The 22,880-nt window shown below is 47.9% G+C and carries 24 protein-coding genes; 12 read left to right on the top strand and 12 right to left on the bottom strand.

Annotated elements, in window-relative coordinates; all coding sequences use genetic code 11:
• Positions 1 to 2 precede the first annotated feature (2 nt).
• The 4 genes from WBJ53_RS14810 (at position 3) to WBJ53_RS14795 (ending at position 2,069) form a co-directional block, all read left to right on the top strand.
• Positions 3 to 548: a DUF4468 domain-containing protein gene (locus tag WBJ53_RS14810; RefSeq protein ID WP_338876924.1), complete on the top strand. Its 546-nt coding sequence runs from the start codon at positions 3 to 5 to the stop codon at positions 546 to 548.
• Between the two features lie 101 nt (positions 549 to 649).
• The gene (locus WBJ53_RS14805) at positions 650 to 1,000 is read left to right on the top strand and encodes a hypothetical protein (protein WP_338876922.1); all 351 of its coding nucleotides are present in this window, start codon (positions 650 to 652) and stop codon (positions 998 to 1,000) included.
• Between the two features lie 12 nt (positions 1,001 to 1,012).
• Complete coding sequence (locus WBJ53_RS14800) at positions 1,013 to 1,555, top strand: helix-turn-helix transcriptional regulator (RefSeq protein ID WP_338876921.1); 543 nt, start codon at positions 1,013 to 1,015, stop codon at positions 1,553 to 1,555.
• Positions 1,556 to 1,865: 310 nt separating this feature from the next.
• Entirely contained in the window at positions 1,866 to 2,069 is a 204-nt protein-coding gene (locus tag WBJ53_RS14795) for a DUF2158 domain-containing protein (protein WP_338876920.1), read from the top strand.
• A gap of 99 nt (positions 2,070 to 2,168) precedes the next feature.
• On the opposite strand, the gene WBJ53_RS14790 is transcribed toward WBJ53_RS14795, so the two are convergent.
• Positions 2,169 to 3,422: a site-specific integrase gene (locus WBJ53_RS14790; protein ID WP_338876919.1), complete on the bottom strand. Its 1,254-nt coding sequence runs from the start codon at positions 3,420 to 3,422 to the stop codon at positions 2,169 to 2,171.
• A 320-nt stretch (positions 3,423 to 3,742) separates the two neighbouring features.
• On the opposite strand from WBJ53_RS14790, the gene WBJ53_RS14785 reads away from it, so the two are divergent.
• Positions 3,743 to 4,672 (top strand): helix-turn-helix transcriptional regulator, encoded by a 930-nt coding sequence (locus tag WBJ53_RS14785; RefSeq protein WP_338876918.1) that lies wholly within the window; start codon positions 3,743 to 3,745, stop codon positions 4,670 to 4,672.
• 182 nt (positions 4,673 to 4,854) lie between these two features.
• Positions 4,855 to 5,589, top strand: a complete 735-nt coding sequence (locus WBJ53_RS14780; protein ID WP_338876917.1) for a hypothetical protein — start codon at positions 4,855 to 4,857, stop codon at positions 5,587 to 5,589.
• An 11-nt stretch (positions 5,590 to 5,600) separates the two neighbouring features.
• Here the strand turns inward: WBJ53_RS14780 and WBJ53_RS14775 are convergent, their stop codons facing one another.
• The 4 genes from WBJ53_RS14775 to WBJ53_RS14760 form a co-directional block, all read right to left on the bottom strand.
• The gene (locus tag WBJ53_RS14775) at positions 5,601 to 6,914 is read right to left on the bottom strand and encodes an MFS transporter (RefSeq protein ID WP_338876916.1); all 1,314 of its coding nucleotides are present in this window, start codon (positions 6,912 to 6,914) and stop codon (positions 5,601 to 5,603) included.
• 51 nt (positions 6,915 to 6,965) lie between these two features.
• Positions 6,966 to 7,751, bottom strand: coding sequence for a glucose 1-dehydrogenase (locus WBJ53_RS14770; protein WP_338876915.1), 786 nt, complete (start codon positions 7,749 to 7,751; stop codon positions 6,966 to 6,968).
• Between the two features lie 72 nt (positions 7,752 to 7,823).
• Positions 7,824 to 8,882, bottom strand: a complete 1,059-nt coding sequence (locus tag WBJ53_RS14765) for a sugar phosphate isomerase/epimerase family protein (RefSeq protein WP_338876914.1) — start codon at positions 8,880 to 8,882, stop codon at positions 7,824 to 7,826.
• 104 nt (positions 8,883 to 8,986) lie between these two features.
• Positions 8,987 to 11,545 (bottom strand): c-type cytochrome, encoded by a 2,559-nt coding sequence (locus tag WBJ53_RS14760; RefSeq protein WP_338876913.1) that lies wholly within the window; start codon positions 11,543 to 11,545, stop codon positions 8,987 to 8,989.
• Positions 11,546 to 11,748: 203 nt separating this feature from the next.
• Here WBJ53_RS14760 and WBJ53_RS14755 point away from each other — a divergent pair, with 203 nt between their 5' ends.
• On the top strand, positions 11,749 to 12,504 hold the full coding sequence (locus WBJ53_RS14755) for an SDR family NAD(P)-dependent oxidoreductase (RefSeq protein WP_338876912.1): 756 nt from the start codon (positions 11,749 to 11,751) through the stop codon (positions 12,502 to 12,504).
• 78 nt (positions 12,505 to 12,582) lie between these two features.
• Here WBJ53_RS14755 and WBJ53_RS14750 read toward each other — a convergent pair whose 3' ends face one another.
• A complete protein-coding gene (locus WBJ53_RS14750; RefSeq protein WP_338876911.1) occupies positions 12,583 to 13,827 on the bottom strand; it encodes a serine hydrolase in 1,245 nt (414 codons plus the stop codon).
• A 34-nt stretch (positions 13,828 to 13,861) separates the two neighbouring features.
• Positions 13,862 to 14,794: a glycosylase gene (locus WBJ53_RS14745; protein ID WP_338876910.1), complete on the bottom strand. Its 933-nt coding sequence runs from the start codon at positions 14,792 to 14,794 to the stop codon at positions 13,862 to 13,864.
• Positions 14,795 to 15,084: 290 nt separating this feature from the next.
• Here WBJ53_RS14745 and WBJ53_RS14740 point away from each other — a divergent pair, with 290 nt between their 5' ends.
• The 5 genes from WBJ53_RS14740 (at position 15,085) to WBJ53_RS14720 (ending at position 19,512) form a co-directional block, all read left to right on the top strand.
• Positions 15,085 to 15,570 carry a GNAT family N-acetyltransferase gene (locus tag WBJ53_RS14740; protein WP_338876909.1) on the top strand — a complete coding sequence of 162 codons (486 nt, stop codon included), beginning with the start codon at positions 15,085 to 15,087 and terminating at the stop codon, positions 15,568 to 15,570.
• A 32-nt stretch (positions 15,571 to 15,602) separates the two neighbouring features.
• The gene (locus WBJ53_RS14735; protein ID WP_338876908.1) at positions 15,603 to 16,499 is read left to right on the top strand and encodes an oxygenase MpaB family protein; all 897 of its coding nucleotides are present in this window, start codon (positions 15,603 to 15,605) and stop codon (positions 16,497 to 16,499) included.
• 81 nt (positions 16,500 to 16,580) lie between these two features.
• The gene (locus tag WBJ53_RS14730) at positions 16,581 to 17,486 is read left to right on the top strand and encodes a LysR family transcriptional regulator (protein ID WP_338876907.1); all 906 of its coding nucleotides are present in this window, start codon (positions 16,581 to 16,583) and stop codon (positions 17,484 to 17,486) included.
• A gap of 20 nt (positions 17,487 to 17,506) precedes the next feature.
• Positions 17,507 to 18,751 carry a threonine synthase gene (locus tag WBJ53_RS14725; RefSeq protein WP_338876906.1) on the top strand — a complete coding sequence of 415 codons (1,245 nt, stop codon included), beginning with the start codon at positions 17,507 to 17,509 and terminating at the stop codon, positions 18,749 to 18,751.
• A 131-nt stretch (positions 18,752 to 18,882) separates the two neighbouring features.
• Positions 18,883 to 19,512: a DNA-3-methyladenine glycosylase 2 family protein gene (locus WBJ53_RS14720; RefSeq protein ID WP_338876905.1), complete on the top strand. Its 630-nt coding sequence runs from the start codon at positions 18,883 to 18,885 to the stop codon at positions 19,510 to 19,512.
• Here WBJ53_RS14720 and WBJ53_RS14715 read toward each other — a convergent pair whose 3' ends face one another.
• The 5 genes from WBJ53_RS14715 to WBJ53_RS14695 form a co-directional block, all read right to left on the bottom strand.
• Positions 19,513 to 20,829 carry a DUF4403 family protein gene (locus WBJ53_RS14715; protein WP_338876904.1) on the bottom strand — a complete coding sequence of 439 codons (1,317 nt, stop codon included), beginning with the start codon at positions 20,827 to 20,829 and terminating at the stop codon, positions 19,513 to 19,515.
• Between the two features lie 122 nt (positions 20,830 to 20,951).
• Positions 20,952 to 21,107, bottom strand: coding sequence for a FeoB-associated Cys-rich membrane protein (locus WBJ53_RS14710; RefSeq protein ID WP_338876903.1), 156 nt, complete (start codon positions 21,105 to 21,107; stop codon positions 20,952 to 20,954).
• 62 nt (positions 21,108 to 21,169) lie between these two features.
• A complete protein-coding gene (locus WBJ53_RS14705) occupies positions 21,170 to 21,724 on the bottom strand; it encodes a YfiT family bacillithiol transferase (RefSeq protein WP_338876902.1) in 555 nt (184 codons plus the stop codon).
• A gap of 79 nt (positions 21,725 to 21,803) precedes the next feature.
• A complete protein-coding gene (locus WBJ53_RS14700; RefSeq protein WP_338876901.1) occupies positions 21,804 to 22,604 on the bottom strand; it encodes an inositol monophosphatase family protein in 801 nt (266 codons plus the stop codon).
• 83 nt (positions 22,605 to 22,687) lie between these two features.
• On the bottom strand, positions 22,688 to 22,816 hold the full coding sequence (locus WBJ53_RS14695; protein ID WP_338876900.1) for a hypothetical protein: 129 nt from the start codon (positions 22,814 to 22,816) through the stop codon (positions 22,688 to 22,690).
• Between the last annotated feature and the right edge of the window lie 64 nt (positions 22,817 to 22,880).

The following is a 22,880-nucleotide window of genomic DNA, read 5'->3' as shown; positions in this document are numbered from 1 at the left end:
TAATGAAGTACCTTTCTCTATTTGTGATTGGCCTTTTCTTGTCAAGTTGTGGCGGCTTTATTCCCAATGAAATTCAAAACGGTAAAGTACTAGGGGTAATGCCACTACAGTACGGCCGCGTTAGTTATCAAACATCCAACCGGCTACCTAGTGAGCGAGAGGATATCTTCCGGCAAGCTCGTCGGTGGGCGGCTTTTCATGTAGGCAACCCATCTCATGCCCTGGCTATCAGTGACAATTTAATAGGCGATATTATTGCTACCGGGCGCATTGACAAACAGTACATTAAAACGAGAAGCGGCCCGCAGTTAATACCAGCACTGGATTATGCAGCCAGTATAGAATGCTACGATCGCTATTACCGGGTGACACTGACCAACTTTCGTTATGATCTGGGTCCGCAGGGGTCTTATGGGGTTGAGCTGCGACCTAAGGGTATGAACAAAAACCGGGTTAAGCAACAGTTGGAGATTATCCATGAACAGGTGAATCAGATCATAAATAGCCTTCAGGAGTTCATTGACGCTGAGGCTAAACGAACCCAATAATCGAGGGTCAGGACGACTACTTGATCGATTAAGTCTTACATGAAAAAACGACCCAGATAGATTTTTCATACCTAAACCATGCTAAACTAAAAATTGAAATTATGTCACCAAAGAATTACTTGGATGCAAACAAATATTTAAAGGAAGCAAAAAAACTTTCTTATGAAAAATTGCTAGAGTACACCCAACATGAAGCTAATGTCGCTATACGGCTTATTGAAATTTCATGCCCTAAAAACACTACTGATCCTGAAAATAATACCGATTTAAATATTGCTTTAATGGCAGAAGGTTATTTACACTTTATCAGTAACTCATACACATACTTTTCAGAACGGGTACGACCTGCTAATTGGAAACCTGAATTGTTCAATTTTTTAAAACCTATAGTTGAACACTTGGTCGAGTCTGGAGAATGGCCGAAGAAAATGCTTTATGATTTTAATAATTAGACGCCGAAAGAAATGACCGAAGAAGAATATAGCAACATGAAAACAGATTTAGAATCTAAAGGTTGTGTCTTTTTTGAAAATGTAGAAGTCCCAAAAGGTAAAGTTGCTGTGGCCATACCTTTTTCAGCACTTAAGGATACGCCGGGTGTTGTAGCGCCTATTTTGCCAAGCATTTCCGTGCCCGAACTGCGAAAAATGTTAGAGCAATATAATATTTCGGTAAAGCCGATGGAAATTTTCATTACAGGTGATAATAAGGCATGGATGCCTGAAGATAGTTATCTTGTATATTTTACTTTGCCTGATAAAGAGATGGCAATGCCATTAAAAACTATTTTTGAGACTAACATTCGTTTATTCAGAGCATACGTAAACGTTACTCAAAAAGACTTTGGAAATTTATTGGGATTAAGCGAAAGTGATATTGCGTCAATAGAATCAGGCCGAGACCCGCAACAGGCTATGACAGTTTTTTCTATAATTACACTGGTATCAATGGGCTGTAATCCTAATTGGTTATTTCTTAATGAAGGCCCTATGTTAATTCAGAAATAGTTAAAGCGTATAAAGATCTAAGTTTATCCCTTTTCACTCATAACTAAACCCTTGTAATATGAATCCGTTTATCAGCTTAACTAGGTCATTAAACTATACTGAGGATGAAAAGGTCTTAGTGAATGTTAACCAAATTGTCAGAATTGAATTATCATCAGGCGATGGAAGTAAAATTATAACTACATCGGATACTTTTTACTGTGATGAAACCCTAGCGCAAACCCAGTAGTTAATTGATTGAAGGCGCTTTCAAGTGAATTTGTTAACACCTTTTTACGTTTATAATGTCCACAATTTTAATCTTTTAATCATGCCATCCATCAAGATAGGAGACAAAGTCCGGCTTAAGTCGGGAGGGCCAATTATGACAGTTACGCATTTTAACGACTTAACAGGTATTTTTACATGTCAATGGTTTATGAATGGAAAGTTGGAATTAGGATATTTCCCAGAAGAATCACTAGAAAAAGTCGTGGATGATTCGTCAGCTTCTCCAGGTATTTTTGTTGGTTAATACCTTATACCTTCATAAAATCTTGAAAAGCATAAGGCATAAATCTAGTTTAAAATTACGGTGGTTACAGAATGGCCAGGGCAATGCTACTGGCCATTTTTATTTCCATAGCTCATCCATCGCGTCGTTTACGTCTGACTGCCGTAGGTCGGCTAGATATACCTCAGTTGTTGAGAACTTACTATGGCCTAATGCAGCACTGATCTTACGCTTATCGCTGATCATCTTATCGGCTAGCGTCGCAAAGCTATGCCGGGCAATGTGCGTTGTCAGATTGACTGGAATACCCGCTTGTTCGGCTATTTCCTTTAGTAGCACATTAATCATCTGGGTTTTGCTTTCAATCTGAGCAATCAACCGGGCTTTATTCTCCAGTGCCGATTTACCCGGTATCTCTTCAAACTTCGCCAGCCAGGGTAATAAAAATTTGCCAGGCACGGTTCGTAAGTAATGGTCGATTAATACCCGGGCTTTTTCACTGAGCCGTACATCGATCAGATCTCCGGTTTTCATACTAGTGTAGTGTAGATACCAGCTATCGCCCTCTTTCCGAATATCTTCCTTTTTCCACGTCAGCGCGTCGCTGATCCGGCTGCCATAAGCATAGAACTGAAGCATGAAGGTGTTCCGAGCGTCGGCTTTCCTACCCTCCAGGGGCAGCTCCTCCAGCGCTCTTAATTGTTCCTGCGTTAGTTTAGGTTTACGAACCTTAGCCTCTTTGAACTCAAGAAAAGCCATTGGGTCCGCTTTGGTGAAGCCCCGCTTACGGGCATCGTTAAACAGGGTATTCAAAAAAGCCATGCGTCGGTGAAGCGTGTTGTCTGATTTGCTTCCATGGGAACGGAGCCAAATCGACCAGGCCAATACCCAGTCTTCATCAATATCGTCCATATGCACATCGATCTGATTGCCGAACCGATCCTTACCCAGGTATTCAGCTAGCTTATTCATATGGCTGCTGTACTTTTCGGCCGTATGAATCTGACCTTTGTGCATACAACGTTCAATATACTTTCGGCAACTGGCCAGCAGGGAAGCCCCTGGATTGGAAACAACCACTTCTTCAGCAATAATCTGTTCAGGGTCAATTTTGCGCCCTTCCAATAAGGCTGTGTGTAGCTTTTTTTCTGCCAGGGTGAATGCGTCGGCAATCCGCACATTCAATACGATAAGATTAGGATGCTTAATGATTCGGCATGTCGATTTATCAAATTGATTTGCCTTTACTTTGCAAAGTGTTCGACGTTTCCAGATAGTACCCGATGCCGACACGACTTTACATTGGAGCATTACGGCATGTGTGCCATCAGTATATTTCTTGCTGTGGAGAATAATTTTGACGGAAGCGGACATGGTCAACTGGTTGCTCAATAGTTGCCACGAATATAATATAGTTTAAATACTCCCAGCCGCTATCAAGATAGATTTTGCCTCAAAAAGTGCTTTTACGACTCACAATGGCCGATTGCGACTATATTTTACTTATATTGAGGTTCCTCGCTCTCTGCAACCCCTAGTGGAAATCAAAAGCCAGAATGCCTGAAAAAGCAGACTGGCTTTTTTGTTTTTAGTCAGTACTTTCGCAAAGAGCGGGCAGCATACCGGGCCGAAAAAATGGCTACTGCTCCTCTTTCCAACTTCGCCCTTTCGAATGTCGTAAACACCAGCTACGTATGGAAACAACTTCGGTCGAACAGTTTTATAAGCAATTGTCGGGTACCGTTGATGGTGAACTACGATCTATCTTACCCGATGGTATCAATAAAGAAATAGGGCATTTCAATGTCTTCAGCATGACCGAGCTATTGCAGAAAGCCAAAGGAAAGCCTCTGATGCCCTACAACCGAAGATCCTATTACAAAATAAGTCTGATGATCGGCCGAAACCGCGCCGAATATGCCGATAAGGTTATCGACATTGAAAAAAATGGGCTTTTGTTTGCCACACCTAAAGTTCCTTATCACTACCTGCCCCAGGATATGGACCAGACCGGGCATTTCTGCATTTTTACCGACGAGTTTCTGGTTCCATCCAAAAGTGGAGTCGTACTCGACGAGTTGCCTATTTTCAAAGCCGGAGGCTACCCTGTTTTCCAGTTAACAGACGAGTTAGCAACCGAACTCACGCAGCTTTTTCAGAAGATGCACCGTGAGCTTGCATCGGACTATGCCTATAAATACGATCTATTGCGAACTTATGTGCTCGAACTGATTCATTACGGCCAAAAACTACAACCCGCAACGGCTTTGTATCCAACCCATACCGCGTCGGCCCGTGTCACCTCTCTGTTTATCGAACTACTGGAGCGACAGTTCCCCATCGAATCGCCCAACCAAAAATTAGCCCTTCGCTCTGCTAAAGATTATGCCGATCGCCTGTCAATACACGTGAACCATCTGAACAAAGTGTTGAAAGAAAATACGGGCAAAACAACAACCAGCCTGATTAGCAGTCGCCTGATTCAGGAGTCGAAAATTTTACTGAAACAAACGGACTGGAGCATTTCAGAGATAGCCTATTGCCTGGGATTTGAAGAGATAGCGCATTTTTCCAATTTTTTCCGAAAACAGACTTCACTCTCCCCAGCAGCCTTCCGGTCCTGACGACATACTCAGGACTCGTGCAATGTTGTGTTCACAGCAGCCTGCGCTCACGAGTCTAATGAAAAGACAACGGGTTGCTCTGTTTAACCGTGTCTTCACCTATGCCTAACCGCTGGCAGTCAAATTCGCCCATTTATGTAATTTGTATTGCATGATACCTTGCAATACAAATATCTTAGAATATGGTATCTCAAACAGAACTGATCGTGCCAAACCCCTATTGGTTTCCAGGTCGCTGGGTAGGTGGATTTTCGTTACTGATTGCGCCACTGCTGCTGTTAGGGGCCGAAATTCTCCGCGTGCAATTCAACTTTTTCTTTCCTCAGCAACTGGCTGCCTTTGCCCAATATCCGCTGCTGATTCAGACTGCGTACAGCTTATTTCTAGCCGGGACTATTCTGCTCTGGCCCGCCATTCTTACGTTGGCTCATCTGATTGGTCGAACAAAACCAGCCTGGGCAACCTGGGGTTGCACCTTCGTAATGCTGGGTTTGTTTGCCCGTACATTTCACTACGGAATCAACCATCTGGCTTTTCAGTTGGTTAAGAGTCAAAATTTGCAACAGGCAACCAAAGCCGTGGCCGAATCCTACGGTGCTTTTCATATCGTATCTGTTCTTTCAGGAACAATTTTATTCGGCTGGATCATTCTGGCAATTGGTGCTTATGTATCAGGAACATTATCACTCTTCCGTTCGCTGTCCCTCGGACTCATGTCGGCCCTAATGCTTGGTGTGTTGAAAGGCAGCACACCTTTTTCAATTCTGGCTACATCGGGTTTGTGCGTTGCACTGGTACCACTCGGATTTGTCGTATTAAAAACCGGTCCAGCACCGGAATGGAGAGCCACCCTATTCTGGACCGGTTTGCTAATTGGGTTACTGGCACTGCTGTATTTTCTGGGGCAGGCAGGATAAACAAAGCCTGCTTAGTTGGTTAGCTGGCTGGCTCGCTGATCTTCCCGAACCACAACGCGCTCTATTTTTCCAACCAGAAAAATATAGGAGCAGGCACCTACAAAACCCAATGCACCAATGAACACTAGCGCAGGCTGAAAGTTGCCCCCTTTGGCCAGATAGCCAATTACAATAGGAACAACAATCGAGGCCAGATTACCCATGAAATTAAATACGCCCCCCGTAAGCCCAATCAGGTGTTTGGGCGATAATATTGACACGAAGACCCACGAAATCAGGGCCATTCCTGATCCAAAAAAGGCTAAGGCCATAAAGAAGATAATCAGGGCCGTATCATTGGTATAGTTGGCACCAATGATACTTACCGATAACAAAAGCCCAATAATGATTGGCGTTTTACGCGCCATTCCTACCGATCTGCCTTTTTTAACCAGCGAGTCTGAAATAAAACCCGAAAGCAGAAGTCCTGCGCAAGCCGCCAGAAACGGTACTGAAGCCAGATAACCCGATTTAATAAAATCCAGGCCACGATAGGTTACCAGATACGTTGGAAACCAGGTCAGGAAAAACCAGAGTGTAGCATTAACCGCAAATTGGCCAATATATACCCCCCAAAGCGTACGGCTTGAAAAAACCTGCCGCAGGTTGCTGAGGCTCCAGGTCGATGGTTGCCCAGGCTCATTTTTTTTTCCTCTGAAGAGCCCTCCACCTTCTTCGATGTATGTCAATTCGGCCTGATTTACCCGGGCATGGTCGAGCGGGTCGCGATAAAATAAATACCAGATAATGCCCCACAGCAAACCAATCACACCGGTCCCGATAAACAACCCTTTCCAGCCTGCATAATATTGCACCGTCACCAGCACCGGGGTCAGAAACGCCAGCCCAATAAACTGTCCCGATACATACATAGCAATGGCCGATGCCCGCTCATGATCGGGAAACCAGCTCGTTACAATCCGGTTGTTGATTGGATACGAAGGAGCTTCGAAAGCCCCGGTTGCTAAACGCAGGGAAAACAAACCGGCAAAACCACGAACAAACCCCTGTGCCAGTGTTGCCAGCGACCAGGTCATCAGGCAAAAGGCATATAAGACCCGTGGGCCGAATCGGTCGGCAATGAGTCCGCCAGGAATTTGCAGAATGGCATAGGTCCAGCCAAAGGCCGAAAAAATAAGCCCCAATTCAACCGACGACAACGCTAAATCTTTACTTAGGGTAGCCCCGGCCACCGAAATATTGCTTCGATCCAGGTAGTTGATGACGACGTTGATGAAGACAAGCGCCAGCATTCCGTAGCGAACCTTCGTACGTGGTTGTTCCATGGGTTGAGGGATTGATTTAGATCAAAAATTAGTCGGCCAGGTAGATTTGGTTTAGCGGGCTGTCCAGCCACCATCGACCGTGAGCATCGAACCCACCATATAGCTGGCGGCATCGCTGGCCAGGAAGATGGCAGCGCCCTGAATTTCGCGCAGTAAACCCCAGCGCCCCAGTACGGTGGCACCCACCACAAAGTTTTTCGCTTCGGGTGTGTCGGCAATGGGGGCGTTCATCTCGGTCAGAAATGGGCCGGGACAGATGGCATTTACGTTAATATTGAAGGGAGCCAGTTCAATTGCCAAAGCACGGGTCATGTTCACAATGGCCCCTTTGCTGGCCGTATAGGGCGTACGATTGGCCAATCCAACCAGACCGAGCGTGCTGGCAAGGTTGATAATACTGCCCCGTCCCCGTTGTTTCATGTGAGGCACTACCGCCCTCGATGCCAGCCATGTACCGTTGACATTCACATTAAAAACGTTGTTAAAATCATCGGGCGTTACTTCGTCGATAGCCCCCCGAATGTTGATTCCGGCACTATTGATCAGAATATCAATTTGACCAAACGTATCCAAAGCGGCCTTCGCCATTGCTTCCGTATCGGCAAGGTTAGTAATGTCGGCACTAAACGACGTGGCACGTACGCCAAAATCGCGAGCCAGTTCTTCGGCCGCTCTAGCCCCTTCGTCGGCATTTCGATTCACGAGCATCAGATTAGCTCCTGCCGACGCCAGGCCCGCTGCCATTGCCAGGCCTAAGCCTTTAGAGCCACCGGTTACGATGGCCATTCTACCAGTCAAGTCAAATTGTTTAATTCCGGGAAGTGTTTCCTTTTGCATGTAAAAATCAGGTTGTTATACGCTATTTCAGACAGTAGCCAGCAGTGCGGAGAATATGCCGGCAAGACTGCTTTATTTCAGGCCCATGCGATCTTTGCTATACGTCAGACAGGCAACAATATTTCCTTCTTCGGCGGCCAGTCGATCTTCGGCCGTTAGCTGAGCTACTCGCGGTAATCCCTTTTTCGATTTATGGCCCCGAACCATTCGAAGCGTTCGGGCCAGATCAGACCCAGGCACCGTTTCAAATGTTTCCCAGTATTCTTTTTTCAGACAGGGTATTTCGAGCGGATCGCGGGTAATCATTTCCAGATTGAAAGTTACCGCCGGATTATGTTTCCGGCAAAGGGCTATCATGGCTGGTAAATCGAGGATTCCCTCCCCCAGCGGCACTTCCGACAGCAGAAAACCATCGGGATACTCCTCTACCGCCATATCTTTGATATGGGTTGTAAACACATACGGAGCCAGTGTTTGTGCCACCTCCATCGGATCTTCCAGCAACGCAATGCTATTGCCAAAATCAAGTGTAATGCCAACCCATTCGCTATTGATTTCCTTAATCAGCGCAGCCATCTCCCTTGCCCGCCAATCCTTGTGATTTTCAACCGCCAGTTTAACCTGATGCTTCCGCATAACTGGTTCAACCAGCCGCAATGTAGCCAACGCATTTTTTGTCAACTCCCGAAACGCTTCGGGCGAATGATACGCTTCATAGCGCCGACCGCCCGAGCAAACGGTTCGAATGACGTTAACGCCAGCATCTTTTGCATTTTTGACGGTCTGTTCAAATTTGGCTACGTCTTCCGGTTTCTTTGGTAACCCCATCGACCCTTCCAGATATAAGCCGAGTTGCTCCCGTTTAGCCCGCACTTGTCGGGCATAATCAGGAGTCCAGTCGCTGATGATGACCTGCGCCCCACCAGCACCGATCTGATGGCAGTGATCGAGCAAGTCGATGGCATTCGTAAAAGCGGGATAATTCTTACTGGGTGTTTTAGAATTCCAGCGGCTCCAATACGAATGCACCACAATACCCATTCCTGCCTCCTTTGCAAATGAAGGCACCTGAGGCCACGTCAGCACCATTGCTCCAGCGGCTGTTTTCTGCAAAAATTCACGTCTATACATGGGGGAGAGATTACAGTGATCGGTTTTCGGTACTCGGTTTACGGTTGCTTCGCATAAGGGGCCCGATGGGCAGAACAACCATAAACGGCAGACTATAAACTTCTTTACTTTCCACTGGCCGCGCTGGCTTCGAGGATGTATTTGTTTAATTCTTTAGCTGTCCAGGGCACTACACGCCCCTGCGACGTAACCCGGGTCATACCCACAACCCGTCTTCCCATCGGTCCGGCCTGATTGCCCCATTCATTGCGGATATAGGTCAGAATAGCCGTCAACGACGCATCGTCCATTGTCGAGTGGGCGGGCATCACGGGCAACACATCCGGCACATCGTACAGCTTTCCTGCAACCTGCACTGGCCCTTCCATTCCGTGCAAAAGAATCAGCGCCAGTCGTTTTTCGTCGCCCACAACCCAGTCAGAACCAATCAGTGTGGGTGCAAACCGGTTAAGGCCACCGCCATCGGTACCGTGGCAGCCAGCGCAGGTACTCAGGTAGAGTTGCCGTCCCTGCGCAAAGAGTTTCTGGTCGTCTTCACTCAGCAAACTTTTCTTCACTACAGCATTTTTCGCAACCACATGACCGGGCCATTCAAACATGGAAACCAGTGCCGACAGCCGGGAAGGATCGACCTTAGCCGACGACCGGGTCAGGATGGCGGGCGCTGCGGCTAGTTTAATGGGTTTTGCTTTACCAATTGACCCACCAATGGACATTCCCGTCAGGGCCGCTTTTTCCTGCCAGCCTAATGATCCGTTTTTCGTATCGAGGGCGGCAAGTAAAGCCGCCAGCTCGGTCGGCTTCCGATTACGAACCACCGACGTAGCCAGTGTTTCAATAAATATTTCTTTCGACGGATCGTGCGCCTGCCAACTGGGGGTCTTCATCAGTTTCTGCAAAAATGCATACTCCTGATGCTCCAGACTACTCATCACGGCATCCCGAATTAATGGCGAATCGCCATAGCGTTCCAGAATACCGGCCAACAGTTGGTGCGAGACATTCGGCGAAAGCGCATTGGCCGATAGCGCGATCTGAAGTACCTGATCGATGGGTGCTTTCTCCCATTCTTTCAGCAAAACAGTTTCCAGTTTTGTCCGAACCATTTTATCCGTTCGGGCAAACGGTTCAAGTAGGCGTAATGCGGTTGTACGAACCAACGGATCAACGTCGGCAACTAGCCGTAGCAGAACCGTTGGGCTGCTCAACTTCAATCCATCCAGTGTCCAGAGTGCATGAAAACGGCTCAGTTCATCTGGTCCCGTCTGCGCCAGTGCGGTTAGGGCTGGTGCAACCGATTGATCATTCCGCTCAACCAGCAGCCGCTGTGCCATGTCGCGATACCAGCCGTCGGGGTTCGATAAGGTTGCCACCAGGTCGGCAGACGCAACTGCCGAAAGCTTTTTGGGAGCAGGTAGTTTTCCATTTTCCGGGACAATCCGCCAGATTCGGCCACAATGGATCGGTTTGTCAAGCTTGCGCGACAGCGTCTGCTCTTTCAGATAGGGAGTTACATAAGCGCCATGCTGAATCAATCCTCTATACATATCGGCTACATACAACGACCCATCGGGGCCGGTTGCCAGGTAAACCGGACGAAAGCGCTCGTCGGTAGACGCCATAAATTCCCTGCCCGGATGAGGATCATGGGCTGTGAGCAACAATCCCTTTTCTTCCACGACGTTGCGTTTGATCAAATTGCCCGATGGTTCACACACAAAGGCATTTCCATAAAACTCCTTAGGTAGGGCCGCTCCCCGATAATACAGCGGTGAACAGGCGGCCGTAAATTCGAGCAGGCGCCCCTCTTTGTCGAGTGTTCCGGGAATATATCCCCTATTTACGGCGGGCGTTGGCCGGATCGGGTAAACGCGCCGATCGAGGGTTACACCATAGTCGATACCAGTTGTAGGCTTATGGTTTTTATTACGGGACAAATAATTGGGAGGAACCAGATCGGCGTGCAACTGCGACCAGTTGTAGTTGTAGTACAGATGGCCTTTATCATCGTGGCTAATGCCCCACTGCCCCCGAAACTCCGTCGAATCCCGCTGCCACTTTCCATTAACCGGTCGATAGCGAAAGCGTGATTTGGCATTATAATACCAGTTGTCCATACTCCGCCAGAGACCATTAGGAGCATGCTCGGGCAGGCCATTTTTTGCATAATCCGGATCGATCAGGGTTTTCGAATCGGCTTTCAGATCGCCATTGGTGTCTTTGGTTAGCCACAAGGCACCGTTTTCGGCAATGAGGGCGCCCCCCGGAATGAGGGCAATGGCACGTGGCATAACCAGACTATCGATGTAGATTTTACTGACATCCATCTGCCCGTCGCCATTGGTATCTTCCAGGATCGACACCCGGCCAACAGGCTGGTTCTCGCCTTCGCCTTCGACGTTGGGCATAAAGCCACGCATCTCAACCACCCAGAGTCGTCCATCTGCGTCAAATGTCATCACTATTGGTTCCTGAACCATTGGTTCGGCGGCTACCAGTTGAACTTTCAGGCCCGGTTCGATCTGAAATGTCGCTAGTTCTTCGGTTGGAGAATGAGCAGGAGATGGCCCATCGTCCAGCAGGGTTCCGAGTTTCGATTTAAAACTAACCAGCAAAAAAAGCCCGACCCCAAGCAGTGAAAAATAATATGCAGGCTTACTCATGAACTATAAGCAGCTTTACGTTTTCGTATATCAATCGCTGTTTATATAAAGCCAATAGGCAAGCACAATTACTTCAACTCTTTCTATAAATTTTACCAAAATGAATTTCGTTTGCTTTGGCCGAACGATTCGCTGTTGTCAGACAGTAAATACGGTTCCTTTTATGATTTACTATCCGATCCTTTCTTTTTCTACGTATCTATATGTCAGATCGCTTTAGTAAGCAGGTTGCCATTGTTACCGGGGGTGCCGATGGTATTGGTAAAGGGATAGCCCGCCGGTTGGCTTCAGAAGGAGCTACCGTTGCCATTTTCGATAACAATAGTGCTATGCTCGAACGTACTGTTACCGAATTCACCAATCAGGGATATGCTGCGCAAGGGTATCGTGTCGATATTTCGCAGGAAGATGAAGTGAAGCAGGCTATTCAGACTGTAGTCAATACCTATGATCGGCTCGATATTATGGTGAATTCTGCGGGCATTGTTGGCCCCACGAACACCAAAATCACGGATTATGATGTAGCTGATTACGACCGAATTTATCAGATCAATTTGCGGGGTGCTTTCCTGATGACCAAATATGCCGTTGGTGTTATGGAAAACAACAACTACGGCCGAATACTGCACATGACGTCGATTGCCGGAAAAGAAGGAAATCCGTTTATGGCAGGCTACTCGTCGATGAAAGCCGGGCTGATTGGCCTGGTAAAAGGAATTGGCAAAGAATACGCCGAAACCGGTATTACCGTAAATGGCATCGCTCCAGCCGTCGTCAGAACGGCGATGAACGAAAATACCGCTCCCGAGCAGTTAGCCTACATGACCGCCAAAATCCCAATGAAACGACTAGGAACCGTTGATGAAGTAGCCGCACTTGCCACCTGGATCGTGTCGAAAGAAGCCAGTTTCACCACTGGTTTCATCTTCGATCTGTCGGGCGGACGAGCTACGTATTAAGTCAGTTTATAGTTTACAGTGCTCTGCGGCAGGGAGGTTCTAGTAGGCAGAGCATTGTAAACTATAAACTGAAAACTTCTAATGCGGTTCGGGGTGGTCGATTGTGATCGTGGCGGGACCTGTCCGGGCGCCTTTTAGCTGCTGAGCACGGCTATAGGCCCGAAAAACAAATGGAACAATATCGGTTCCGTCGCCGGAAGGGAAAAGTCCCGTATTCGTGTTAAGCGCATTGACAAACAATACAACCGTCAGGTTATCGGGAAATTTCATCCAGATGGTGCGAAGACCAACATAGGTCAGGCTACTGTCGTAGTACGTCAGATACCACCAGCCATCGTGGTAAGCCACATTACCCAAACTGCTCGATACCCGAAAACACCCCAGATTATTCAGCAACAGCGTATCTTTATAGGCAGTTGGCAATACCGACTCATCGGTTGTCGACAGAACGCTGGCATAGAGCTTCCCGGCTTCCTGTGGAGTCATATACCAGCCATAAGCCCCTAACGTACTGGTAAAATTTCCAGGATTCCATCCGGCCCGGCCCGAGTATGGATAATTGTAACAATACGTATTGCCACTTGTGGGTTGGTGGGGTACTATGTTTTCCAACGCCACTTTTTCGAAGACATTTTTCTGAACATACGCCATATAAAGCTGCTGGGTCTGCTGGTCGTCTGTATTGTCGTTGCCTGTGAAGACATAGCCCGTCAGCGCCGGAATCAGAATGCGAAATAGCCCTACATTGGCATTCTGATAACAATACTGCCCCCGATTGGCCTTTTTTACCCCTTTGGCAATAAGTTGTTTTAGTCCCGAATAGATATTTTCGGCGTAGCTGCCATTCTGACAATTATCGCCCAGGCCAATAATGCCACTGCGGTGATTAAACAAATCCCAGAAGGTGATCTGGTCGATGTTTTCACCTTTGGGCCAGGAAGGCGGCAGATAATTGATAATTCTGTCGGTTGTTTTAAGTCCTTTCTGAACCGCCAGTTGCGTAAACGCCATTGCCGCAATGGTCTTGCTCATGCTGGCAATGTGCATTTTTGTATCAATCGTAAACGGTTTTTCACCTTCGACATCCACCGATCTTGACTTTAAACCACCGCTTCCCGATGCTTTCAATTCGCTGTTCTGGTATATGACAAAGCCATAGCCAATAGTCCGGTTCTGAAGCGAATCGGTTAGCGTTTGGGCCAGCAAATCGGTCAACGCGGGCGAAGCTGGCACCGAATCGGTGCCATGCCTACAGCTAAAACCAATCAAACCAAGTAATGCAAGAGTAGCCGTAACGCGATAAAATGACGCAGAAACAGTCATATGTTTTGTATCTCGTTCAACCTCGAAGTAACACTTATTTTGGCAAAAAAACATTCACCGCCGGGTGCATCGTATAGAGCCGAAACCGATTCCCATCGTTTACCAGAATTCCGCTCGACTGATCGCCACCAACAATTGGATTGCCGCTGTATTTTTTCCAGTGAATCAGATCATCGGACATTGCTACATTGGTGGACCATTCGCGCCAATCGGCAAATGCCGACGCATGGTAGTAGGCATAATAGTGGTTTTTATACTTAACCACCTGATTTACGGCAACAGCGTATCGATCGTAGGGTTCTGGCCCTGCCGATAGAACGGGTTCGTCCTGCACATTCGTCCAGACTTTCATATCGGTTGACGTCGCCAGCCAGATTGCCTTGTCTTCCCGTTCGTAAAAGAGATACCACTTGTCGCCTTCTTTCAGAGCCGTAGGAGTTCCATAGGCGCCTTTACTCAACGGCTGGCCAGTTGCATAGCGAATATAAATCGGTCCTTTTTCCTGCCAGTGAATTCGATCGGTTGAGGTCATCAGATGCGCAATGTCATCCCGCCCTTCAGCAAACATATAATAGGTATTGCCCGATTTCACCACAATCATGTCTTCAACCCAGGTTTGTTTATGGATTGGATTTCCGGGATAGCGGGTCCAGGAAAACCCATCCGGCGATGTTGCATAGCCGAGGTGTCTGGTCTGATCACCTGTTTTCCGATAGCCGGTATACCATAAGTGATAGGTGTTTCCCTCGTGCAGAATATAGCCCCGCTCCCGAATCGTTTCATCCCAATGGTTGCTACCGGCACCCGTAAAAACTGGATTTTTCGCATAGGGTGTAAACGACACCATTTCAGCAGGAAAATCGGGCGTCTGGGGCTTATCGGTAACTTTCAGATCAACTGCTCCCCAGCCGGTCAGCAATAGTGCTAACACCGTTAACCCTGTCAGAAAATTGGAATTAAGTGTCATGTGAGTGAATGAGAATGCTGCCCATCGGCATTGTATCGGACTGGCAGCCGGTTTATATAAAAACGCTCGACGGATTGAAAAGGGCTATCTGAAAAATAGAAAAAGCTCAACCGAACTAATTCAGTTGAGCCTCCCGGTAGTTCGTGCGGTGGCCTTCGGTTGTGGAGAAGCGGAAGCCACATTAACCGAAACTTACGCTATTTTTCTGACATTATATTCGTCATCCGAGACGATAAATAATTCCGTTCTTTGCATCGGGCTCCAATCCAGTTCCTTTGTATTTTGTATCGATGCTTACCATCAGAAAATCAACGCCGGTCGACCACGACAAAATCTGGGAGATCATTCAGGCGGTTATTACTACGGGCGACACCTATGTTTTTGCACCGGATTCGTCCCGCGAAAAAATGCTGGCCTATTGGTGCGGCTCCGACAAACATACGTATGTTGCCCTGCTGGATGACACTATTGTGGGAACCTTTGTTCTGAAAGATAACCAGCCCGATTTGGGCTCGCACATTGCCAATGGTTCATATATGACGTTACCCCAGGCTACCGGTCGGGGTATAGGTAAGGCAATGGGCGAGTTTTCATTGGTAGAAGCAAAACGACTGGGGTATAAAGCCATGCAGTTCAATATAGTAGTCAAGAGTAATCGGCGAGCCGTGAATCTCTGGCAAAAATTAGGTTTCACGATTATCGGCGAAATTCCAAATGCGTTTAATCATCAGCAACTTGGCCTTACTAATGCCTATATCATGTACCAACGTTTATAGTCCTCTTTTGAAAACAACAATTTACTATTCCAATGAACTCTGTGTATAAAAAGCGATTAGGCCTGTTTCGCACTACTGCTGTCTGGAAAGAGTTGAAACAACTCGACCCGGTCAGGGACCATCAGCGGATCGTTCATTTACTGACAGCCTATGAATTTCCGTTCGACATTACGCGGGCCCTGGAACTTGCTCTGTTTCATACGTATGCCAGTCCGCGTGTGTCGGGGCTACTGGCCCATACGGGCGAGTTCGAACAGCATGGCCAAAAACGCTACGACGACACGAGCCGGTTGATCTCTGAATTTATGGAATCGGGCTACGACAGCGAAAAAGGCCAACGCGCCATTGCCCACATGAATATGATTCATGGCCATTATAGAATCGACAATACTGATTTTCTGTTTGTGCTGGCAACATTTGTCTTCTACCCTATTAACTGGATTGCCCGCTATGGCTGGCGCAAACTGACTAAATCAGAAGAACTGGCACTGTTTTATTTTTTTAGGGAAGTAGGTCGCCGAATGAATCTGACCGACCTGCCAACTAATCTGGATGAGCTACGGTCATTTACCGAAACCTACGAAAACCAGCATTTCAGGTACACCGAAAGTAACCGGCGCATTGCCGATGCAACGGTTGCCATTGTTAAGGGCTGGTTTCCCGCGTTGCTTCACCCGCTGGTAGAGCCTGCTTTTTCGGCCCTGATTAGCGATAACCTTCGAACTGCGTTTGGTTATAAGCGCCCGCCCAACTGGTTTTCGGCCCTCGTCGAAGGGGGCCTCTGGGTTCGCAAATGGCCCCTTCGCTGGATTACGTTTAAACCCTACCCCTCCCTGATCGAAAAAACCTCATTCCGCTATTACCCCGCCGGTCCTCCCAATATCGAAGCCGTGGGACCGGAGCATATTATCAAGAAAATGGAATCATAATAAACATACCCAGTCATTAGCCATGGGTATTTTCACCCCCGATGGCTAATGACCATTGACTAATGACAAATAGCTTTGCTCATGCTCTCGTTACAACATGAAATTTTTCTGGAAGTGGCCCGGCTACTCAGTTTTACCAAAGCCAGCCAGATATTATTCTTAAGTCAGTCGGCCATTAGTAAGCACATCAAAGCACTGGAGGCCTTCTATAAAACGGCTCTTTTCGAACGGCATGGCAATAGTATAAGCCTAACCCAGGCGGGTATGTTGCTGTACCAGAAGGGTCTGGAAGCGGCTCAACTGAAGGTGGACCTCCATCAACAGCTTCAGCAGCTCAACGAAAATTTTTTACCTACAACACGACTGGCTGTTGGCTCCAGCACCACCATTAGCCTGTATGTGCTGCCGCCGGTCCTGTCGGCCTACCTCCGTACGCACCCAAATATGCAGATACAGGTACTGAACCGGAATTCAAGTAATATTCAAAAAGCCCTGATCGACCACGAGATTGACGTTGGTATTGTTGAAAGTCTCACTCAGGTTAACACCCTGACCTATACGCCGTTCATGACCGATCAGGTACTTGCGGTCTGCTCCTGCAACAGTCCACTGCGCAACCGAACCGTCTCCATCAGCGATATAGCCACTATACCTTTAGCCGTTCGCGAACCGGGGTCGGGCACACTGGCCGTAGTTGAAGATACGTTGCAAAAACATGGGATTCGCCCGGCCGACCTCCAGATTCTGATTCGGCTGGGAGGCACCGAAGCGCTCAAAAATTTCGTATTGGCCGATACCTGCCTGGCTTTTCTGCCTGAACGGGCGATTCTGAAAGAACTGGCCGCTGGTGAGTTAGTGGCGATTCCTATTGAAGGATTGGCTATTGAGCGTACGTTTCAGTTCATTCAGCGGAAAGGAACAGAAAACAATCCACTGGTCAACGCATTTATTCGGTTCACCCGACGCTATTATTCGATTCAGGAATAACTCATTCCAAAACAGCGTTTGTGGCAAAATCATTGGTCGACCAACTTGCCAAAAAGTTTACCGATCACATGAATACAGCCATCACTTCATCACTGCTCCAGTCGTTACAATGTACCCAATGCGGCCAAACCCATTCACCATTTACCAGTCAAACCCTATCGCCCTGCTGTCAGATGCCATTAGTAGCTACCTACCAGCTCGACCGGGGAGTTGATAAAGCCGAGCTGCTGACCCGCGAAAAAACGCTTTGGCGCTATGCCGAAGTGTTGCCAGTACTCGATCCGGATAACCGGGTTAGTCTTGGCGAAGGGTTTACCCCATTGCTCGCATTGCCCCGGCTGGCCAAAACGCAATCGCTCGATCGGCTTACGCTCAAAGATGAAGGGCTGAATCCAACCGGATCGTTTAAGGCACGAGGTATGAGTCTAGCCATTTCGAAAGCGAAAGAAAATGGCGAAAAAGCCTGCATTGTACCCACTGCCGGCAATGCAGGGGTTGCAATGGCGGCCTATTGTGCACGAGCCGGTATGGAAGCCGTAGTTGTGATGCCCCGCCATACACCCGACGCTTTTCGGGAAGAATGTCTGGCCTACGGTGCTACGGTTATTCTGGTTGATGGATTGATTAACGACTGCGCGGCAAAAGTGCGTGAGTTGAATCGGCATGGCGACTACTTCGATGTATCGACTCTGAAAGAGCCCTATCGACTGGAAGGTAAAAAAACCATGGGCTATGAAATTGCCGAACAACTAACCTGGCAGCTACCCGACGTTATAATGTACCCAACGGGCGGTGGCACGGGCCTCATTGGGATTTGGAAAGCTATTCGGGAAATGCAGTCACTGGGCTGGCTATTGCCTGGTCAGCCACTTCCCCGACTGGTGGCTGTGCAGGCCCAGAACTGCTGTCCTATTGTCGATACATTTTGGGGAATTCAGGCCAATAGCAAACAATATATTGGCAAACCCACGCTGGCCAACGGTCTGGCAGTACCCCGCCCCATTGGAGAACCGCTCATTCTTGAGGCCCTTCAGGAATCAAAAGGAACAGCCATTGCTGTTTCGGACGAAGAGATGCTGGAAGGCGTGTCGGAACTGGGTCGGCACGAAGGTATTTTCGCGGCTCCAGAAGGTGGCGCTCTCTGGGCTGCAACCAAACAGTTGTTACACGAAGGTTGGTTACAGCCCAATGAACACATCCTGTTATTGAATACGGGGTCAGGTCAAAAATACCTCGACAATCTGAAAGGAATCTGGCCACGCTAATGACCTTTTCCGTCCTTTGTTTGGTTTAGGTATTACGGTTTACGGTTGTGCTGCATGGACCGAATGCGTGCCATTAAGCGGAGCAATCGTAAACCATAATACCTAAACCACCCTGGCTCAATATAGCTGTCATGCAACCTGCTACTGAACAATTTTCTCCTCTCGATCATATCGCCAAAGACCCTGTAATGGCCCGGTTGATCGATGAAACACCTGCTCCCAAAGTATTCAACGATTATGCAGACGATGTCTATCTGGCGCTCCTCGAAAGCATCGTCTCGCAACAGATTTCAGTCAAGGCAGCCGATGCTATTTTTGGTCGGTTCCGCCAGCTTTTTCCCGATGGCTATCCGCATCCTGAGGCCCTGTTACTAAAAACAACCGAAGAATTACGCAGCGCCGGGCTGTCGTTCCAGAAAATAAAATACCTGCAGAGTGTAGCCGGGTTTTCACTGGCCAATCCAATGGACCGGGCCCACCTCGATGGCATGACCGATGAAGAAATTGTACAATACCTGCTTCCTATCAAGGGGGTCGGTCGCTGGACGGTGGAGATGCTGCTGATGTTTGTACTGAACCGCCCCGATGTGTTTCCGATCGACGATCTGGTAATTCGCCAGCGAATGATTCGGGCCTACCCCGAACACACGAACGGGCTTAATGGCAAAGCTCTTTATACGGTGTTGCATCAGATTGCCGACGCCTGGCGGCCACACCGCACAACTGCCTGCCAGTATCTATGGCGCTGGAAACCAGTTTAACTAGAGCTTTTTAATCTTAACGGCTACTTTCGAATCGACTTTAATCAGCACCTGAACTCCTTCCGGACGAACCACCAGCCGTTCGGGTACCAGTCGAAAAGCATTGATATCGAGATCCGTTTTTCGTCCTGCTTTGCCGCGGGCAAATGCCGTCTCGATTTTTTCGGGAATTTCGTCGATCTCATGCCGAAGCGGCACCACAACAACCGACTGAAGCGTATCGCGCAGGTTATCGTGGAGAAGCCAGTCGGCGGTGGCAAACAAACGTTCTTTGGTATCTACGTCGAAATCGAGGTTTTTGATGCGTAGCGTATTGGTTAAGGTATCATAGGCAGGTTGTCCATGAAAATAAAGGGTTCCGTTTACTGCACCGGCAACTTCGGTTTTCATAATCAGCGATTTTCCGCTGCCGTAAACCGTGGCTTCCTTGATCTTGATTTTTCCACCTATCAAATGAAGCTTTTGTTGCGCCAATGCAACTGCCAGCACCCGATTCATGTCTTCGTATGGAATAAAGGCCCTGACTTGTAACCGGGCAGCTTCGGGCATTGTAGCCCGTTTCAACAGTCGGGGTAATCGCTCAAGCTCCGTTTGTTCTGGCCGAGGCCCAATTTTGGTATCAACCCGGAAAGCAATCTGAAGTGGAACCGTTATTTGCTTTTTGTTGCCATAAACCGGTGCAGCCGCCACGCTAAATGGTTTCGGAATGATCCAGATTTCTTCCGGTTTTTTTGTGATGCGCAACGGTTTCTGGATATCGCGCCAAACCTTGCTTACGTGCTTATCGAGCCGAAGCTCACTGTGGACGGCTTTGTCAATTGCAGCCTCGATATCAGCTTTTCGTTTGTTCAGTATATTTTCGGCCAGTTTAGTAACTCCAATTTTCAGGCCAAGCAATTTTACCGTTGGCTGCTCAATCCACTTATAATCCTCAAATCGCGAACGGGTTGTTAATCGCCAGTTCGACGAAATGCCCAGTGGACTCACAAAATTTACTGACAGTGCGCACAATGGCCGACGTTTCCGAACCTTCTTCAAACCAATAGGATTTGTATAATAAACCTGCAATGGAGCAGAAAAAGATACCTGCCGGTTGGCATAGTTAATCTTAACGGGGCCAGTCCGTTCAACCCGCAGATGCCAGGCTTCTCCTTTTTTCCCTTCAAACGTTTCTTCTGGCACAAGTACAATACCAAGCGACTTGTTGATCTTTTGTTCCAGGTCGTTGAGTTTAAACGTTACGTCGCCCGCAACGTAGGATATAGGATCGGGGATTGACGGTTCAAAATCCTGAGGAACAGGAGGTTTAGGGCGCACACGATGGCAACTTACGGATACTGTAAGGGCCGCGATGATAAAAAATAATCCGATGATTCGTTGAATGTTCACTTCAACAAAAACCACCGGATCAGGAAAATGTTAAGCCAGCCGATAGATATTCATTTCGCGGTAGTGGTTACCGGCCGATTTACGTCAGCAGCACACCCGCATCCTTTGCCACAGCCAGCCTGCTTTTTCGAAAAACTCCGGTAAGCCCGGCTCGCCAGATACCCTATCGCAGCGATAAAAACCAGTATGATGATGATTTCCTGCATGACTTTGTTTGTGGCGAGTGAAGACTAATTGCCTAAGGGGCTATTCTTCACCCGTCACTTTATTATACATTTTTCCCGAGCCATCCGTTCCGAATGGCCAGTTGATAAACATGCTGATAGTGATGCTCGCCATGCCAGGCATAGAGCCCAATTACTTCCGATAATGGAAAGCTACGCTTCAATCCCGGATGAAAATAGGTCCGCTGAAGTTGCGGTTCTGTTAATGAATTTAGTACTGCCACCCATCGATGGTGCAAATTACTTAGAATAACCAGCGATGGCGCTACATCGAGCTGATAGTCGGGCAGTTTAGCCCATTCACCTTCTCCATAAGGCGAAATTGTTGGGTTCTCTTCCGTCAGAGCCAATTTTGTCCGAACGTAGGCATTGATATGGCTATCAACAACATGGTGGGCAACCTGCCGAACTGTCCAGCCTTCAGGCCGATAGGGAGTACCAAGCCGGTCGTCGCCCCACTTCCCAATCAGTTCGGTCAGTTTCTTTGGAAGCCCAGCAATTTCGGCGATGTGTGCCTGGGTCTGTTCGGGCGTAAACACGCTACCATAAGCAAAATCGCCAATCGGGTAGCGTAGCGAATATAAATCCTGATCGTTCATGTGCTTGCGGTTTTTGGTTTACGGTTGCTCCGTCTGGGCTGAATGCCTGCCAATAAGCAGAGCAACCGAAAAGCGAATATTATTCCCAATATTTCTGAATCACGTTTAACAGTTCAGGTTGCATCCCCGAACCGGCAATAATGTCGCCCCGAAAGAGGTACTCGCTTCCGCCCTCGAAGTCCGATACGATTCCGCCCGCTTCCTGAACCAGCAGCACACCAGCGGCCATATCCCAGGAATTAAGATTATATTCATAAAACGCTTCAAAACGTCCACAGGCTACATAAGCCAGATCGATAGCCGCCGACCCCAGCCGACGTAATCCATGCGATTGCTTGATGAGTGTTTCCAGAATCTGGAGATAGGTTGGCATTTTATCAAAAATCCGGTAGGGAAAGCCCGTAGCAATCAGGCTTTCGGAAAGGTGCATGACCGGCGAAACCGAAATTTTTGTTCCATTGCAATAAGCCCCTCCACCCTGCCAGGCCGAAAAACATTCGTCGCGGTTAGGATCATAAATGACGCCGGCAATGGGCGTTTTTCCCTGCGCCAGCCCGATACTTACCGAAAAAACGGGCAACCCATGAATAAAATTGGTTGTGCCATCGAGCGGGTCAATTATCCAGTTCAGTGCCGTCTGATCGGCTTCCTGCCCTGTTGTGCCTTCTTCGGTTATAAAACCAGCTTCGGGAAGTAGATCGCGTAAGCGGCTCACCAGTTGTTTCTCCGTTTCTTTATCGACGTAAGAAACCAGGTTATTAAGTCCTTTATACTCAATAGCTTCAGGCTGAAACCGGTTTCGCTCCTGAAGTAGAAAAGTACCAGCATCGGTGGCAATCGTGCAAATGTCGCGGGTAATGTCTGCTAAGTCGTATGTCACAAAAAGAAAGTTTAATTATGGTCATTCATTGGCCGGAAGTTCGGCTCCATGTCGAGGCAGTATAAACTTCTCGCAGGCTGTATTCATGCATTCGCCTTTATAAAACGCATGGCAAATTCGCGGTGTTCGTCCAGAGGCCAATAGCTGTCAACAGCTAACAGGGCTTGCCTGTTTTCGGCAGGCATCCTGTCCGTAGCGGTTAGTCGATTCACAAAACTACTATTTTCGGCCTCTTTCCGAAGCTAAAAACTATAAAATGGGGTTAAATCCGGGCAT

Source organism: Spirosoma sp. SC4-14 (assembly GCF_037201965.1).
Lineage (GTDB): Bacteria > Bacteroidota > Bacteroidia > Cytophagales > Spirosomataceae > Spirosoma.
The sequence above is the reverse complement of the archived record's forward strand: the minus strand, read 5'-3'. Positions and strand labels throughout refer to the sequence as shown.